We start from the raw sequence: 14578 nt of genomic DNA, 5'->3' as shown, positions 1-14578 counted from the left end.
GGCACGTCGTGCACCTCAAGAGTCTGACCCTGAAGGGCTTCAAGTCGTTTGCTTCGCCGACGACTCTGCGCTTCGAGCCAGGCATCACGTGTGTCGTCGGCCCGAATGGGTCCGGCAAGTCGAACGTGGTCGACGCGCTCACGTGGGTGATGGGCGAACAGGGTGCAAAGACTCTGCGCGGCGGCAAGATGGAAGACGTCATCTTTGCAGGCACGTCGTCGCGCCCGCCGCTGGGCCGCGCCGAGGTGACGGTCACGATCGACAACTCCGACAACTCGCTGCCGATCGAATACTCCGAAGTGTCGATCACTCGCCGGATGTTCCGTGACGGCGGCAGCGAGTACGAGATCAACGGCGCCAGTTGCCGTTTGATGGACGTGCAGGAACTGCTGTCCGACTCCGGCATCGGCCGCGAGATGCACGTGATCGTCGGACAGGGCAAGCTCTCCGAGATCCTCGAATCCCGCCCCGAGGACAGGCGCGCATTCATCGAAGAGGCCGCGGGTGTCCTCAAGCACCGCAAGCGCAAAGAAAAGGCCGTCCGCAAGCTCGACTCGATGTCGGCCAACCTGGCGCGGCTGACGGACCTGACGACCGAGTTGCGCCGTCAGCTCAAACCGCTGGGCAGACAGGCGGAGATGGCTCGCCGCGCCCAGACCATCCAGGCCGACCTGCGCGACGCCCGGCTGCGGCTGGCGGCCGACGACCTCGTCGTCCGCAAGGCGGAGTTCGAGAACACCAACCAGACCGAGACGACGCTGCGTCGCGAACATGACGATCTGGCGGCGCGGCTCGAGGCGCGTACCGTCGAGCTGAACGCGCACGAGTCGGCGGTCGGCAGCCTCAGCGAGCGCGCGGAATCGGCTCAGCAGACCTGGTTTTCGCTGTCGGCGTTGGCCGAACGGGTTAGCGCCACGGTGCGCATCGCCAGCGAGCGGGCCCAGCACCTGGACACCGAGCCCGAAGCGTCGACTGGCCCCGATCCCGACGAGCTGGAGGCCAAGGCCGAAGAGGTCGCCGCCCAGGAGCGCCGACTGCTTCAGGAGCTGGACGAATCGCGCACGCGCCTGGAAGCCGCCCGCGCCGAACTCAGTGAGCGCGAAGGTGTCGCCGCAGAAGCCGAACGCGCCCATCTGGCCGCCGTCCGCGCCGAGGCCGACCGCCGTGAAGGTCTGGCCCGGCTGGCCGGCCAGGTGGACACGATGCGCACCCGCGTCGAGTCGATCGACGAGACCGTCGCACGGCTGACCGTCGGGATCGACGAGGCCGCAGCCAAAGCCCAGCAAACGCAGGCGGAGTTCGAGACCGTGCAGAGTCGAGTCGGCCAACTCGATGCCGGCGAGGTCGGCCTCGACGAGCACCACGACCGCACCGTCACCGCATTGCGTCTCGCCGACGAGCGGGTCGCCGAACTGCAGGCAGCCGAGCGTGGCGCCGAACGTCAGGTTGCCTCGTTGCGTGCTCGCATCGAGGCGCTGTCCGTCGGCCTGGACCGCAAGGACGGCGCCGCGTGGCTGCAGAAACACCACGGTGGCGCAGGGCTTTTCGGATCGATCGCCAATCTGGTCAAGGTGCGCCCGGGTTACGAGGTGGCGATCGCCGCCGTGCTGGGGGCTGCTGCGGATGCGGTCGCCGCCGAGAACTCGGGTGCGGCGCAGTCGGCCGTCGTCGCGTTGAAGCAGTCTGACGGCGGCCGCGCGGCCATCGTGCTCGGCGACTGGCCGCACCCCTCGGTGCCGAACGCGGGCCTGCCGCCCGAGGGCGCGCAGTGGGCGTTGGATCTCATCGACGCCCCCGACCGACTGCAAGGGGCGATCACCGCATTGTTGTCGGGTGTGGCGGTGGTCAGTGACCTTTCCGCCGCGCTCGACGTGGTCGCAGCGCGTCCGCAGCTGAAGGCGGTCACCGCCGACGGTGATCTGGTCGGCGCGGGCTGGGTGACCGGCGGGTCCGACCGTAAGCCCAGCACGCTGGAGATCGCGTCGGAGGTCGAGAAGGCCCGGACTGAACTGGCGGCCGCCGAGAAACAGACCGGCGAACTGTCGGCCGCGCTGGCCGGTGCACTGGCCGAGCAGTCCACCCGCCAGGACGCCGCCGAGCAGGCGCTGGCCGCGCTGAACGAGTCCGACGCGGCGATCTCGGCGGTCTACGAACAGCTCGGGCGGCTCGGCCAGGATGCCCGCGCCACCGATGACGAATGGCAGCGGCTGATCCGGCAGCGCGACGAACTCGAGGCCAGCCGCAATCGGACGGTCCAGGAGCTCGCCGAGCTGGAGCAGCGACTCCACAACGCGCAAGAGGAGCCGACCTTCGAATCCGAACCGGTCGATCGCCAGGAGTCGATGGCGGCCGCCGAGGCTGCCCGCGCTGCCGAGGTGGAGGCCCGGCTGGCCGTGCGGACGGCCGAAGAGCGAGCGAACGCCGTTCGCGGCCGGGCCGATTCGATGCGCAGGGCGGCTACCGCCGAACGTGATGCCCGCTTGCGTGCACAGCGTGCCAGGGAGGCGCGCGTGCACGCCGCCGCAGTCGCGGCCGCCGTGGCGGAGTCTGGACGCCTGGTCGCGCAGCGGCTCAGTGCGGCGGTGGCGGTCGCGTCGCGGGCGCGTGACGACGTCGCGGCCGAACGTCAGCACCGGGCAACCGCATTGGCCAAGGCGCGCGAGGAGGTCAACGAGCTGGGCGCCAAGATCAATGCTCTCACGGACGCCCTGCACCGCGACGAGATCGCCAAAGCGCAAGCCGCACTTCGTATCGAACAGCTCGAGGAGCATGTCCTCGAGACGTTCGGAATGGCGGCGGCCGATCTGGTCGCCGAGTACGGCCCCGATGTCGGGCTCCCTCCGTCGGAGCTCGAGATGGCTGAGTACGAGCAGGCGCGCGAGCGCGGCGAGCAGGTGATGGCGCCAGCGCCCATGCCGTTCGACAGGCCCACCCAGGAACGTCGCGCCAAGAAGGCCGAGCGCGAACTCAACGAGCTGGGCCGGGTGAATCCGCTGGCGTTGGAGGAGTTTGCCGCACTGGAGGAGCGCTACAACTTCCTGTCCACCCAACTGGAGGACGTCAAGGCGGCCCGCAAGGATCTGCTCGACGTCATCGACGATGTCGACGCCCGGATCCTCCAGGTGTTCTCCGAGGCATACGTCGATGTGGAACGTGAGTTCCAGCAAGTGTTCTCGGCGTTGTTCCCCGGCGGCGAGGGCAGGCTGCTGCTGACGAACCCCGACGACATGCTCACCACCGGCATCGAGGTGGAGGCCCGCCCGCCTGGCAAGAAGATCAAGCGCCTGTCACTGCTGTCGGGTGGTGAGAAGTCGCTGACCGCCGTCGCAATGCTGGTGGCCATCTTCCGGGCGCGGCCGTCGCCGTTCTACGTCATGGACGAGGTGGAGGCCGCACTCGACGACGTGAACCTGCGCCGCCTGCTGGGGCTTTTCGAGCAATTGCGCAGCCAGTCGCAGCTGCTCATCATCACGCACCAGAAGCCGACGATGGAGATCGCCGACGCGCTCTACGGCGTGACGATGCGCGACGACGGCATCACCGCGGTGATCAGTCAGCGCATGCGCGGCCAGGAACTCGTCGGCGCCGCCAACTGATAGCGATTTCGGTGTCATTGGTCGCGCTCACCGCGACTGTCGACACCGAAATCACAGGGGGGTGACGCCGCCCTCGCGGAGTTCGGCAAGGTTGGCCGCGCCGCTGCCGTGCAAACAGATCATCAGTTCGTCGATGAAGCGCTGCAGCCAATCCACAACGGCGGCAGACGATTCGATCGCAGGTGCCAGCAACGGTCGCGCCACTGCCACCACGTCGGCACCCAATGCGATCGCCTTGGCCGCGTCCATCCCGGTGCGAATGCCGCCGGAGGCGACCAGCGGAACTCCGGGCAGTGTGCGCCGCACTTCCACAAGTGCCTGTGCGGTCGGAATGCCCCACTCGGCCAGCGCCGGGTACCGGATCTCGCCGTAGCGGACGAACTGCTCTACGCGCGCCCACGAGGTACCGCCCGCGCCTGCTACGTCGACCGCCGCGATGGGGCAGTCCGAGAGTTCGGCCGCGGCCTTGGCCCCGATGCCGTGGCCGACTTCCTTGACCATCACCGGGTATCCGATGGCTGCCGCGATGTCGCGAAGGCGTCCTATCGAACCCGAGAAGTCGGTGTCACCCTTGTGCTGCATGGCTTCCTGTAACGGATTGGTATGCACCGCAAGGGCGTTGGCGCCGATCCGATCCAACGCCTCGACCAGTGCCTGCACCGTCTGCGCGGTCAGTTGGCTCAGTCCGATGTTGCCGATCAGCAGTACATCCGGCGCGATGTCACGGACCCGGAACGTCGCGGACGCCGGACCGTTGTCGAGCATGATGCGCTGCGAGCCCAGCATCATCCCGACACCGAGCTGCTGGGCCGCATCGGCGAGGTTGCGATTGATGGTGCCGGACAACTCCGCGCCACCGGTCATCGCGCCGATGAGCACGGGCGCGCGCAAGTGGACGCCTAGGAACTCGGTCGCCAATTCGATGGACCCGAGGTCGGTCTGGGTGAGCGCGTTGTACGGCAACCGATAGCGCTCGAACCCCGTCGTCACCGTCTGGAATTCGACCGCATCGCCGAGGCACACGTCGATGTGACGTCGTTTGCGGGTTTCCATGCCACCGGGGCCGAGCGTCACCGGCTACCCCTCCTGAGACAATGACGTGGTGACTGTCGAGTTGTGGATCGCGTTCGCGGTCATCGCCGTTCTCCTCGTGACCGCGCTAGTCGTGGGCCTGGTGCGGTACCGGCGCCGACGGGTGAGTTTGTCGTCCAAGGACACCGCCACTCCTCTCGACCGCTCGGGCGGCTACACCGCCTCGTCCACCATCACGTTCTCGCAAGCAGCGCCCGCTGAGCCGGTCGAACGGATCGATACCGACGGACTACCCGCCGTCGGCGATGATGCCACCATTCCCCGGGACGCCCCGAAGCGGGTGATCGCCGACGTCCAGCTGCCGGAGCCGCCGGTCGTCCAACAACCGCCAGCAGCCCCCGCCGAACCGGCGGCCCCCGCGGAGCCTGAAGCCCCTGCCGCGCCTGAAGCGCCCGCCGAGCCTGCAGCGCCTGCACTCGACGAGATCGCCCCGGCGGAGGGCCGGCTGGAGAGGCTGCGGGGTCGCCTCGCCAAGTCGCAGAGCACGCTGGGCCGCAGCATGCTCGGCCTGCTCGGCGGCGGCGACCTCGACGAAGACTCCTGGCAGGACGTCGAGGACACCCTCCTGATCGCCGACCTGGGTCCTGCGGCGACGGATTCGGTCGTCGCGGCGTTGCGTGCGCGGATGGCCAGCAGCCAGGTGCGTAACGAGGCGGACGCCCGCGGGGTACTGCGCCAGGTCTTGATCGACCAGTTGCAGCCCGACCTGGATCGGTCCATCAGGGCGCTTCCGCACGCCGACAAACCGTCCGTACTGCTCGTCGTCGGCGTCAACGGCACGGGCAAGACGACGACCGTCGGCAAGCTGGCTCGGGTGCTGGTGGCCGACGGACGCCGTGTCGTCCTGGGTGCGGCCGACACCTTCCGCGCGGCCGCAGCAGACCAGTTGCAGAGCTGGGCGTCTCGCGTCGGCGCGCAGGTCGTACGCGGAGCCGAGGGCGCCGACCCCGCCTCGGTGGCGTTCGACGCCGTCGACGTCGGCGTCGAAACCGGTGCCGACGTGGTCGTCATCGATACCGCAGGGCGCCTGCACACCAAGACCGGCCTGATGGACGAACTGGGCAAGGTCAAGCGCGTGGTGAGCCGTCGCGCCGAGGTCGACGAGGTGCTGCTGGTGCTCGACGCCACGATCGGCCAGAACGGTCTGCCACAGGCCCGCGTGTTTGCCGAAGTCGTCGACATCACCGGCGTGGTACTCACCAAACTCGACGGCACCGCGAAAGGCGGGATCGTGTTCCGCGTGCAACAGGAGTTGGGTGTGCCCGTCAAACTCGTCGGTCTGGGCGAGGGACCGGACGACCTCGCTCCGTTCGAGCCGGCGGCGTTCGTCGACGCGTTGCTCGGTTAGTCAGCGGCCGCAAAACACGTGATGTAACACCGACGAAACGTCCAGCGTCCATCCGTTCACACGAGTGAAACACCGTGGCGTCTTCGACGAAACAACCACTCAGCAAAGTCTTGGACCAGGTCAACGGTCGTAAAGCGTTGCGGCCGTGGCATGTCGAAGGAGGAAACTGCGAGTGGATGGATTCCCGACCCTCGGTATACCGGACACCGGTGATACCGCGTGGATGCTGGCAAGCGCAGCGCTTGTCTTGTTGATGACGCCGGGCCTGGCCTTCTTTTACGGAGGCATGGTTCGGGCCAAGGGCGTGCTCAACATGATCATGATGAGCTTCAGCGCCATGGGTTTGGTGACGGTGCTGTGGGTGCTGTACGGCTACTCGATGGCGTTCGGCAACGACGTCTCCAATGTGGTCGGCGACCCGACGCAGTTCTTCGGACTGAAGGGCCTCATCGGCGGTAACGCCGCCCCCGCGGTCGAGGCGATCGCCGCGGCCCCGGGCGTGGAGGCTGTCGAGGCGGTGCCGGAGACCCTCATTCCGCTGGTCTTCACGATGCCGGCCTCGGTGTTCGTCGCGTTTCAGTTGATGTTCGCGATCATCACCGTCGCCCTCATCTCGGGCGCGGTGGCCGACCGCATCAAGTTCGGCGCATGGCTGCTCTTCGCAGGCCTCTGGGTCACCTTCGTGTACTTCCCGGTCGCGCACTGGGTGTTCTCGTTCGACGGTGGCACCGCGGAGACCGGTGGCTGGATCGCCAACAAACTGGCGGCGGTCGACTTCGCAGGCGGCACAGCGGTCCATATCAACGCAGGCACCGCCGCACTGGTTCTCGTACTGATCCTCGGAAAGCGCAAGGGATGGCCGAACACCCCTATGCGCCCGCACAATCTGCCGTTCGTCATGCTCGGCGCCGGTCTGCTGTGGTTCGGCTGGTACGGCTTCAACGCGGGCTCGGCCGGCGCCTCCGGCGGCCTCGCCGGTTCGACCTTCGTCACCACGACGGTGGCCACGGCGGCGGCGATGCTGGCGTGGTTGCTCACGGAGCGCATTCGCGACGGTAAGGCGACATCGCTGGGTGCGGCCTCGGGTGTGGTGGCCGGTCTGGTCGCCATCACTCCGTCGTGTTCAGCGGTCAATGTCCTGGGTGCACTCGTCATCGGTGTGGTCGCAGGTTCGTTGTGCGCTCTGGCGGTCGGCCTGAAATACAAACTGGGCTATGACGACTCGCTCGACGTGGTCGGTGTTCACCTGGTGGGCGGCATCGTCGGCACGTTGTTGATCGGATTTGTGGCGGCCCCAGAGGCCGGTGCGGGAGTGGCCGGTCTGTTCTACGGCGGCGGAGTCGACCAACTATGGCGTCAGGCAGTCGGCGCCGGGGCGGTTCTGCTCTACAGTGCGATCGGGACAGCTATCTTGGCCTACATCGTGAAATTCACGATTGGGCTGCGACTCAGCGAAGAAAAAGAGGCTGCTGGTGCCGACGAGAGCGAACACGCGGAAAGCGGTTACGACTTTGCAGCTGTCGGTGGCGGTTCGGTCCTCGGACGTCACGGCGGAGAGGAATAAGGGGATATGAAGCTGATTACTGCGATCATCAAGCCGTTCACGCTCGAAGACGTCAAGACCGGACTCGAGCAGACCGGAATTCTCGGAATGACCGTCAGCGAGGTTCAGGGCTACGGTCGCCAAAAGGGCCACACCGAGGTGTATCGCGGCGCCGAGTACTCCGTCGACTTCGTTCCGAAGGTTCGGGTCGAGGTCGTGGTCGATGATTCCGCCGTGGACAAGGTCGTGGACGTGATCGTCCAGGCCGCACGCACCGGAAAGATCGGCGACGGCAAGGTGTGGGTCAGTCCCGTTGACACGGTCGTGCGGGTGCGCACCGGTGAACGTGGAACGGACGCCCTTTGACCAGCCTGACGAAATAAGACGTCGTCGCCCGGCCGTTGCACCGTGAATGTTTGAAGGTAAGGGCCGGGGGAGGACACGAAATGACTGAGCAGAAACCAGATTCCGCCGCCGGGGCCCCTCGATGGGAACCCCCGGCGGCGGGTTCGTTACGACCCGCGACCGACCTTTCCGCCGCCGCCGAACAGCTACTGACCAACGGTCCCCGGCAACTGGATTCGGCTGCGTTACGCGACGCGCTGCTCGATTTGCACGAATTCTGGCTCACCACAAAGGCCACCGAGATCGGCATCACGCCCACCAGCGGCTTCGCCATCGTCGCGACCGGTGGGTTGGGCCGCGGCGAGCTGGTGCCCTATTCGGATCTGGACCTGACACTGCTGCACGACAACATGCCGCATGATGTCGTGGGCCAGGTCGCCGAGTTGCTGTGGTACCCGTTGTGGGACGCCAACATTCGCATCGACCACAGTGTGCGCACGGTACCCGAGGCGTTGACCGTCGCCAGCGAAGACATCTCCGCGGGGCTGGCCATGCTCGAAGCGCGGCACATCGCGGGCGATGCGGATCTGTCGACCCTGTTGATCGGGCGAGCGCGGCGGCAGTGGCGTACCGGCGTCGCTTCGCGTTTCGACGAACTCGTCGAGCACACCCGGGCGCGGTGGCAGCGCAGCGGCGAGATCGCCCACCGCGCCGAGCCCGACCTCAAATGCGGACGCGGTGGCCTGCGCGACGTTCAACTGCTCAACGCGTTGGCGATCGCCCAGCTCGCCGATGTCTATCCCAGCCGATCCCTGGCGTCGCCCACCGAAACTCTCGGTGAGGCGCACATGACGCTGCTGAACGTACGCACCGAATTGCATCGGGTGGCTGGGCGCGGCCGGGAGTTGTTGCTCGCCCAGCATGCCGACGAGATCGGCGCCGCGCTGCAGATCGGCGACCGGTTCGAGTTGGCGCGCATGCTCTCCGACGCCGCCCGCACCATCAGCTTCTACGTCGACGCCGGAATTCGCACCGCAGGCAACGCACTTCCCAGACGCGGACTCTCGGCGTTCCGCAGGCCCGCGCGCCGACCCCTGGACGAAGGCGTGATCGAGTTCGGCGGCGAAGTCATCCTTGCCCGCGACGCCCGTCCCGAACGTGATCCGGGTTTGATCCTGCGCGTGGCGGCCGCCTCGGCCAACACCGGCCTGCCGATGGCGGGGTCCACGCTGGCCCGCCTCGCCGAAACCGCACCCGAGCTGCGTACCCCGTGGCCTCGCCAGGCGCTCAAAGACCTGCTCGTCATGCTGGGCGCGGGTCCCGCGGCCGTGGCCACTATCGAGGCACTTGATCGAACGGGTCTGTGGGGCAGGCTTTTTCCGGAATGGGGCGCCGTGCGCGACCTCCCGCCGCGCGACGTCGTTCACATCTGGACAGTTGACCGTCATCTCGTCGAGACCGTCTCGCGAGCCAGCGCATTCACCACCAGGGTGTCGCGGCCGGATCTGCTGGTTCTCGGTGCGCTCTGCCATGACATCGGGAAGGGCCGCGGCGGCGACCACAGCATCATCGGTGCCGAGCTCGCGGTTCAAATCGGCACCCGACTCGGCCTGTGGCCGTCGGATGTGGAGATCCTGTCCAAGGTGGTGCGCCACCACCTGCTGTTGCCGCACACCGCCACGAGGCGCGATCTGCAGGACCCCAACACCATTGCGTCGGTGGTCAACGCACTCGACGGCGACCACGTCGTGCTCGAACTACTGCACGCGCTTGCCGAGGCGGACTCACTGGCCACCGGACCCGGGGTGTGGGGCGATTGGAAAGCCTCGCTCATCGGCGATCTCGTGCACCGCTGCCGGTTGGTGATGGCCGGTGACCCACTGCCGCAGCCCGATCCCATTGATCCCCGGTATCTTTCGCTGGCCGCCGAGGTCGGTATACACGTCGAGATCACGCCTGCCGACAGCCCCCACATCTACAACATCACGATGATCGCGCCGGACCGCCGGGGACTGTTGTCCAAGGCCGCGGGGGTGCTGGCGCTCAACTCGCTGCGGGTGCATTCGGCCTCGGTCAACGGACACGCGGGTTCGGCGATCAACACCTTCGTCGTGTCGCCGCATTTCGGTGCTCCACCGGCGGCCGAACTGTTGCGGCAGCAGTGGATCTTGGCCCTCGACGGCGACCTCGACGCGCTTGCCTCACTGGACAAGCGTGATCGCGACGCCGCGCAATACGGAACGGCGCGAGCGGGCGAAGTGCCGGACGCGGTGCCGATCAACCATGTGGTCGCCCCGCCACGGATCCTGTGGTCCGAAGGTGCGGCCCCGGGCGAGCTGGTGGTACAGATCCGCAGCACCGACCGCACCGGCCTGTTGGCGAGGCTGACGGCGGTGTTCGAGCGCGACGGCGTCGACATCGCCTGGGCGAAGGTCACGACACTGGGTTCGTCGGTGGTCGACCTGTTCGGAATCACCGCCGTCGGAGACGGCGATGCCGTTCGGGCCGAGCTCGAGCGCGACCTGTACGCGATCCTGCCGACCCCCGCGCCCGCGAAACCGGTTTCGGAAGCCAGCTAGTTGTACTGACCACGGGGGATTGGTGCAGGGTCGCCCCTGCAGCGACGGTCACCGATGTCGGCGCCGCGGCAATGCTCTCGTTCTCCTCGTATTCGAACCCGGTTCTGTGGATCGACCGGTGCTGATGGTCGACACTCTCGTTCTGTTGGTCGCGGCCTGGGGCGTAGCGCGCCGCAACACGCCGAAACGGCCTGGTCCCGGCGCTGGTACTTGCGCCGCTAGGCATCGTCTTCGGGCACGTGGCGCTGAGGCAGATCGAGAGAATCGGTCAGGACGGCCGGGGAATGGCCGTTGTCGGCCTGGCGATCGGCTACGTCGGGACGGTGCTGCTGGCGCTGTTCCCAATCCTCGCCGTGGCGTCGATCGTCGACGTGTCGAATGCGCTGAGAAGACCCGGCTGACCCGGGTGCCGCCTGGAAGAAGTTAGGCTGGACCGCGTGTTTGAATCGCTTTCCGACCGGTTGACCGGCGCCCTCCAGGGGCTGCGTGGCAAGGGGCGGTTGTCCGACGCCGACATCGACGCGACGACCCGCGAGATTCGGTTGGCCCTGCTCGAAGCGGACGTGTCGCTGCCGGTGGTGCGCGACTTCGTCGCACGCATCAAGGAGCGCGCGAAGGGGGCCGAGGTATCGGGCGCGCTGAACCCCGCGCAGCAGGTCGTCAAGATCGTCAACGAGGAACTCATCGCCATTCTCGGCGGGGAGACGCGCCGGCTGGCGTTCGCGAAGACCCCGCCGACGGTGATCATGCTGGCGGGTCTGCAGGGTTCCGGTAAGACCACGCTCGCCGGCAAACTTGCCAAATGGCTTAAAGAACAAGGGAATACGCCGCTTCTCGTGGCGTGTGACCTGCAGCGGCCCGGTGCCGTCAACCAGCTTCAGATCGTCGGCCAGCGAGCCGGTGTCGACGTCTTCGCGCCCCACCCCGGCACCGCCGAGGGATCCGACGATTCGGCGCCCGGCGATCCGGTCGCGGTGGCGTCGGCAGGTATCGCCGAGGCCAAGGCCAGGCACCACGACGTCGTCATCGTCGACACCGCGGGCCGCCTCGGCATCGACGAGGAGCTCATGCGGCAGGCCGGCGCCATTCGCGACGCCGTCAACCCCGACGAAGTGATCTTCGTGCTCGACGCGATGATCGGTCAGGACGCCGTCAACACCGCCGAGGCGTTCCGCGAAGGGGTCGGCTTCACGGGCGTGGTGCTGACCAAGCTCGATGGCGACGCGCGCGGCGGTGCCGCGCTGTCGGTGCGCGAGATCACCGGTGTGCCGATCCTCTTCGCGTCCGCTGGCGAGAAGCTCGAGGATTTCGATGTCTTTCATCCCGACCGGATGGCCAGCCGGATCCTGGGTATGGGCGACGTGCTCACGCTCATCGAGCAGGCCGAACAGGTCTTCGACGCGCAACAGGCCGAGGAAGCCGCCGCGAAGATCGGCAGCGGCGAACTCACGCTGGAGGACTTCCTCGAGCAGATGCTGGCGATCCGCAAAATGGGCCCGATCGGCAATCTGCTGGGCATGCTGCCCGGTGCGGGCCAGATGAAGGACGCGCTGGCAGCCGTCGACGACAAGTCGCTCGACCGGTTGCAGGCGATCATCCGTGGCATGACGCCCGCCGAGCGTGCGGACCCCAAGATCATCAACGGTTCGCGTCGCCTGCGTATCGCCAACGGATCCGGGGTCACGGTCGGTGAGGTCAACCAGCTTGTCGACCGGTTCTTCGAGGCGCGCAAGATGATGTCGTCGATGGCCGGTCAGATGGGTATGCCCTTCGGCCGCAAGGGATCGTCTCGTAAGGCGGCGAAGAACAAGAAGAAGGGCAAGAAGGGCGGTCGCGGGCCGACGCCACCCAAGGTGCGCAATCCGCTGGGTCAGGGAATGCCTGCCGGATTCCCAGACCTTTCCGATATGCCCAAGGGACTGGATGAACTTCCCCCCGGTCTCGCCAACATCGACCTTTCGAAGTTCAAGTTCCCGGGCCAGAACTAGGCATGCCTCAGCCACCACTGCACGTACGCGGTCGCGGGCTGCCCGATGAACAACCTGTCGAGTGGTGGATCGTCGACGGCATGCTCAGTGCCGAACCGGTGCAGGACGCCCAGACCGTCTTCGGTGCTGACGGAGCGGACGGCTGGATCCTGCCCGGGCTCGTCGATGCGCACTGCCACGTCGGCCTCGGGGAGCACGGCCCTGTCGACACCATCGACGAGTGCATCAGCCAGGCTGAGACGGAACGCGGCGTGGGCGCCCTGCTGCTGCGCGATGCGGGCTCACCCATCGACACCCGCAGCCTCGACGATCACCACGACCTGCCGCGGATCATCCGCGCGGGCCGCCACCTCGCCAGGCCCAAGCGTTATCAGCGCGGCTTCGCGATCGAAATGGCGGACGAGTCCCAACTGCCCGACGCCGTCGCCGAACAGGCGCGGTTCGGCGACGGGTGGGTGAAGCTCGTCGGCGACTGGATCGACCGCGAAGTCGGCGATCTGGCGCCGCTGTGGTCCGACGATGTGCTGAAGGCGGCGATAGAGGCGGCCCACGACAACGGCGCCCGCGTCACGGCGCACGTGTTCAGCGAGGACGCGTTGCCCGGGCTCATCAGGGCAGGCATCGATTGCATCGAGCACGGTACCGGCCTGACCGATGACACCATCGAGCTGATGGTCGAACACGGCACTGCGCTGGTGCCGACGCTGATCAATATCGAGAACTTTCCCGGAATCGCCGACAACGCAACGAAATTCCCGGCCTATGCCCGACACATGCGAGATCTTTACGAGAAGTGCCCGTCGCGCATCGCTGCCGCGCGGGAGGCGGGCGTGCCGATCTTCGCGGGCACCGACGCGGGCAGCATGGTGGTTCACGGCCGCATCGCGGATGAGATCGACGCGCTCAAGGGCATCGGGATGAGCCCGACCGAGGCGCTGGGCGCGGCCTGTTGGACCGCCCGCGAATGGCTGGGCCGCCCCGGCATCGAGCACGGGGCCTCGGCCGATCTCGTCTGCTACCGGGACGATCCCCGCCAGGGCGCTGCCGTCGTCAGTGCGCCCGATGTGGTGATCCTGCGGGGCAGGGTCTACCGCTAGTAGACGTCGCGCAGATACCGATGCGATTTGATGAGGTCGTTGACGTACTGGTGCGCCGCATTCCTGGTGAATTCGGCGCGCTTACCAACCCTGAGGGTCGGTTCGCGCGCCGAATACGCGTCAGCGCGGTTGGCCGAATCCCCAGTCGAACAGGCGTATCGCCTGGCCGTACAGATCGCCGGTGCCGTACATCTCCACCACCACGAGACGACGGTTGCCCCGTTGTGCGGCGGCCACAAAGGTCTCGCGGGCGAGGTTGGTGAACCCGGTCTTGCCCGCGAACGTGCCGGGGTAGCGGGTCAGGAGCTCGTTCTGGTTGCTCAGCGTCTTGCCGGGGAATTGTGCCGATTGCGATCGCATGATCTGCGCGATGAGCGGATATTTCAGGGCCGCGCGATAGATCAACGCCAGGTCGAATGGCGTGGTGGTGGATTCCCATCCGGGGCCGTCCAGCCCCGACGGCGACGAGGCCCTGGTGGAACGGGCACCGAGGCCGGCCGCCTTGCGATTCATCGCCGGGATCGCGACACCTTGCCCGCCGAGCATGTCGGCCAGCATGTTGGCGGCGTCGTTGCCCGACACCATCAACAGCGCCGACAGCAGCTGGAGGACCGTATAGGGCTGCCCGGGTTTCAATCCCACGCACGAGCACTCGACCTCGGTATGTGACGAGTTGGCGCGGGCGAAGTTGTCCGGCCGCAGGTGGTCGAGCACCACCATCGCCAGCAGCGGCTTGATGGTGCTCGCGGGCGCGTGTGACTCATTTGGGTTGCGGGAGGCCAGAATTGCGCCGGTGTCCAGATCGGCAAGCAGCCACGCCTGCGCCGGTCCTTCCGGCAACGCGACAGCCCCCGACGGCTCTATGCCGGGCTGGGCCGCGGCAGGCGTCGCCACCGCGTAGGTCGAACACAGAGAGAACATTGTGATCACCAACGCGGCCAACAACTTTCGCACGAACGCCGAGCGTAACCGGCGCGTTCCCCGTCGCGG

The 14578-nt window shown here is 67.1% G+C and carries 10 protein-coding genes; 8 read left to right on the top strand and 2 right to left on the bottom strand.

Translation table 11 applies throughout. From position 1 onward, the window contains the following. Positions 1–8: 8 nt before the first annotated feature. Positions 9–3596: a chromosome segregation protein SMC gene (gene smc / locus M1248_RS03625; RefSeq protein ID WP_317147563.1), complete on the top strand. Its 3588-nt coding sequence runs from the start codon at positions 9–11 to the stop codon at positions 3594–3596. Between the two features lie 51 nt (positions 3597–3647). On the opposite strand, the gene fni is transcribed toward smc, so the two are convergent. Continuing rightward, on the bottom strand, positions 3648–4649 hold the full coding sequence (gene fni, locus M1248_RS03620) for a type 2 isopentenyl-diphosphate Delta-isomerase (protein WP_317147678.1): 1002 nt from the start codon (positions 4647–4649) through the stop codon (positions 3648–3650). A 49-nt stretch (positions 4650–4698) separates the two neighbouring features. Between fni and ftsY the strand changes: the two genes are divergently transcribed. From ftsY to M1248_RS03585, 7 genes are all read left to right on the top strand, one after another. Then, positions 4699–6036: a signal recognition particle-docking protein FtsY gene (ftsY, locus tag M1248_RS03615; RefSeq protein WP_163725902.1), complete on the top strand. Its 1338-nt coding sequence runs from the start codon at positions 4699–4701 to the stop codon at positions 6034–6036. 172 nt (positions 6037–6208) lie between these two features. After that, positions 6209–7600 carry an ammonium transporter gene (locus M1248_RS03610; RefSeq protein ID WP_163725905.1) on the top strand — a complete coding sequence of 464 codons (1392 nt, stop codon included), beginning with the start codon at positions 6209–6211 and terminating at the stop codon, positions 7598–7600. Positions 7601–7606: 6 nt separating this feature from the next. After that, positions 7607–7945 (top strand): P-II family nitrogen regulator, encoded by a 339-nt coding sequence (locus M1248_RS03605; protein WP_006242172.1) that lies wholly within the window; start codon positions 7607–7609, stop codon positions 7943–7945. An 80-nt stretch (positions 7946–8025) separates the two neighbouring features. Continuing rightward, positions 8026–10503 carry a [protein-PII] uridylyltransferase gene (locus M1248_RS03600; protein ID WP_317147562.1) on the top strand — a complete coding sequence of 826 codons (2478 nt, stop codon included), beginning with the start codon at positions 8026–8028 and terminating at the stop codon, positions 10501–10503. A gap of 191 nt (positions 10504–10694) precedes the next feature. After that, positions 10695–10904, top strand: coding sequence for a DUF4190 domain-containing protein (locus M1248_RS03595; RefSeq protein WP_163736893.1), 210 nt, complete (start codon positions 10695–10697; stop codon positions 10902–10904). A 36-nt stretch (positions 10905–10940) separates the two neighbouring features. Further along, positions 10941–12491 carry a signal recognition particle protein gene (gene ffh / locus M1248_RS03590; RefSeq protein ID WP_163725910.1) on the top strand — a complete coding sequence of 517 codons (1551 nt, stop codon included), beginning with the start codon at positions 10941–10943 and terminating at the stop codon, positions 12489–12491. 2 nt (positions 12492–12493) lie between these two features. Continuing rightward, positions 12494–13588, top strand: a complete 1095-nt coding sequence (locus M1248_RS03585; RefSeq protein WP_317147561.1) for an amidohydrolase family protein — start codon at positions 12494–12496, stop codon at positions 13586–13588. 120 nt (positions 13589–13708) lie between these two features. On the opposite strand, the gene M1248_RS03580 is transcribed toward M1248_RS03585, so the two are convergent. Next, positions 13709–14509, bottom strand: coding sequence for a D-alanyl-D-alanine carboxypeptidase family protein (locus M1248_RS03580; RefSeq protein WP_410506614.1), 801 nt, complete (start codon positions 14507–14509; stop codon positions 13709–13711). Positions 14510–14578 lie beyond the last annotated feature (69 nt).

It is taken from the genome of Mycobacterium sp. 29Ha (assembly GCF_032883055.1).
GTDB lineage: Bacteria > Actinomycetota > Actinomycetes > Mycobacteriales > Mycobacteriaceae > Mycobacterium > Mycobacterium gallinarum.
The sequence above is the reverse complement of the archived record's forward strand: the minus strand, read 5'-3'. Positions and strand labels throughout refer to the sequence as shown.

Excerpts from the sequence above, each read along its gene's own strand:
- M1248_RS03585 (WP_317147561.1), top strand. The coding sequence starts at position 12,494 with ATGCCTCAGCCACCACTGCACGTACGCGGTCGCGGGCTGCCCGATGAA.
- fni (WP_317147678.1), bottom strand. The coding sequence starts at position 4,649 with ATGGAAACCCGCAAACGACGTCACATCGACGTGTGCCTCGGCGATGCG.
- M1248_RS03605 (WP_006242172.1), top strand. The coding sequence starts at position 7,607 with ATGAAGCTGATTACTGCGATCATCAAGCCGTTCACGCTCGAAGACGTC.
- M1248_RS03600 (WP_317147562.1), top strand. The coding sequence starts at position 8,026 with ATGACTGAGCAGAAACCAGATTCCGCCGCCGGGGCCCCTCGATGGGAA.
- M1248_RS03580 (WP_410506614.1), bottom strand. The coding sequence starts at position 14,509 with ATGTTCTCTCTGTGTTCGACCTACGCGGTGGCGACGCCTGCCGCGGCC.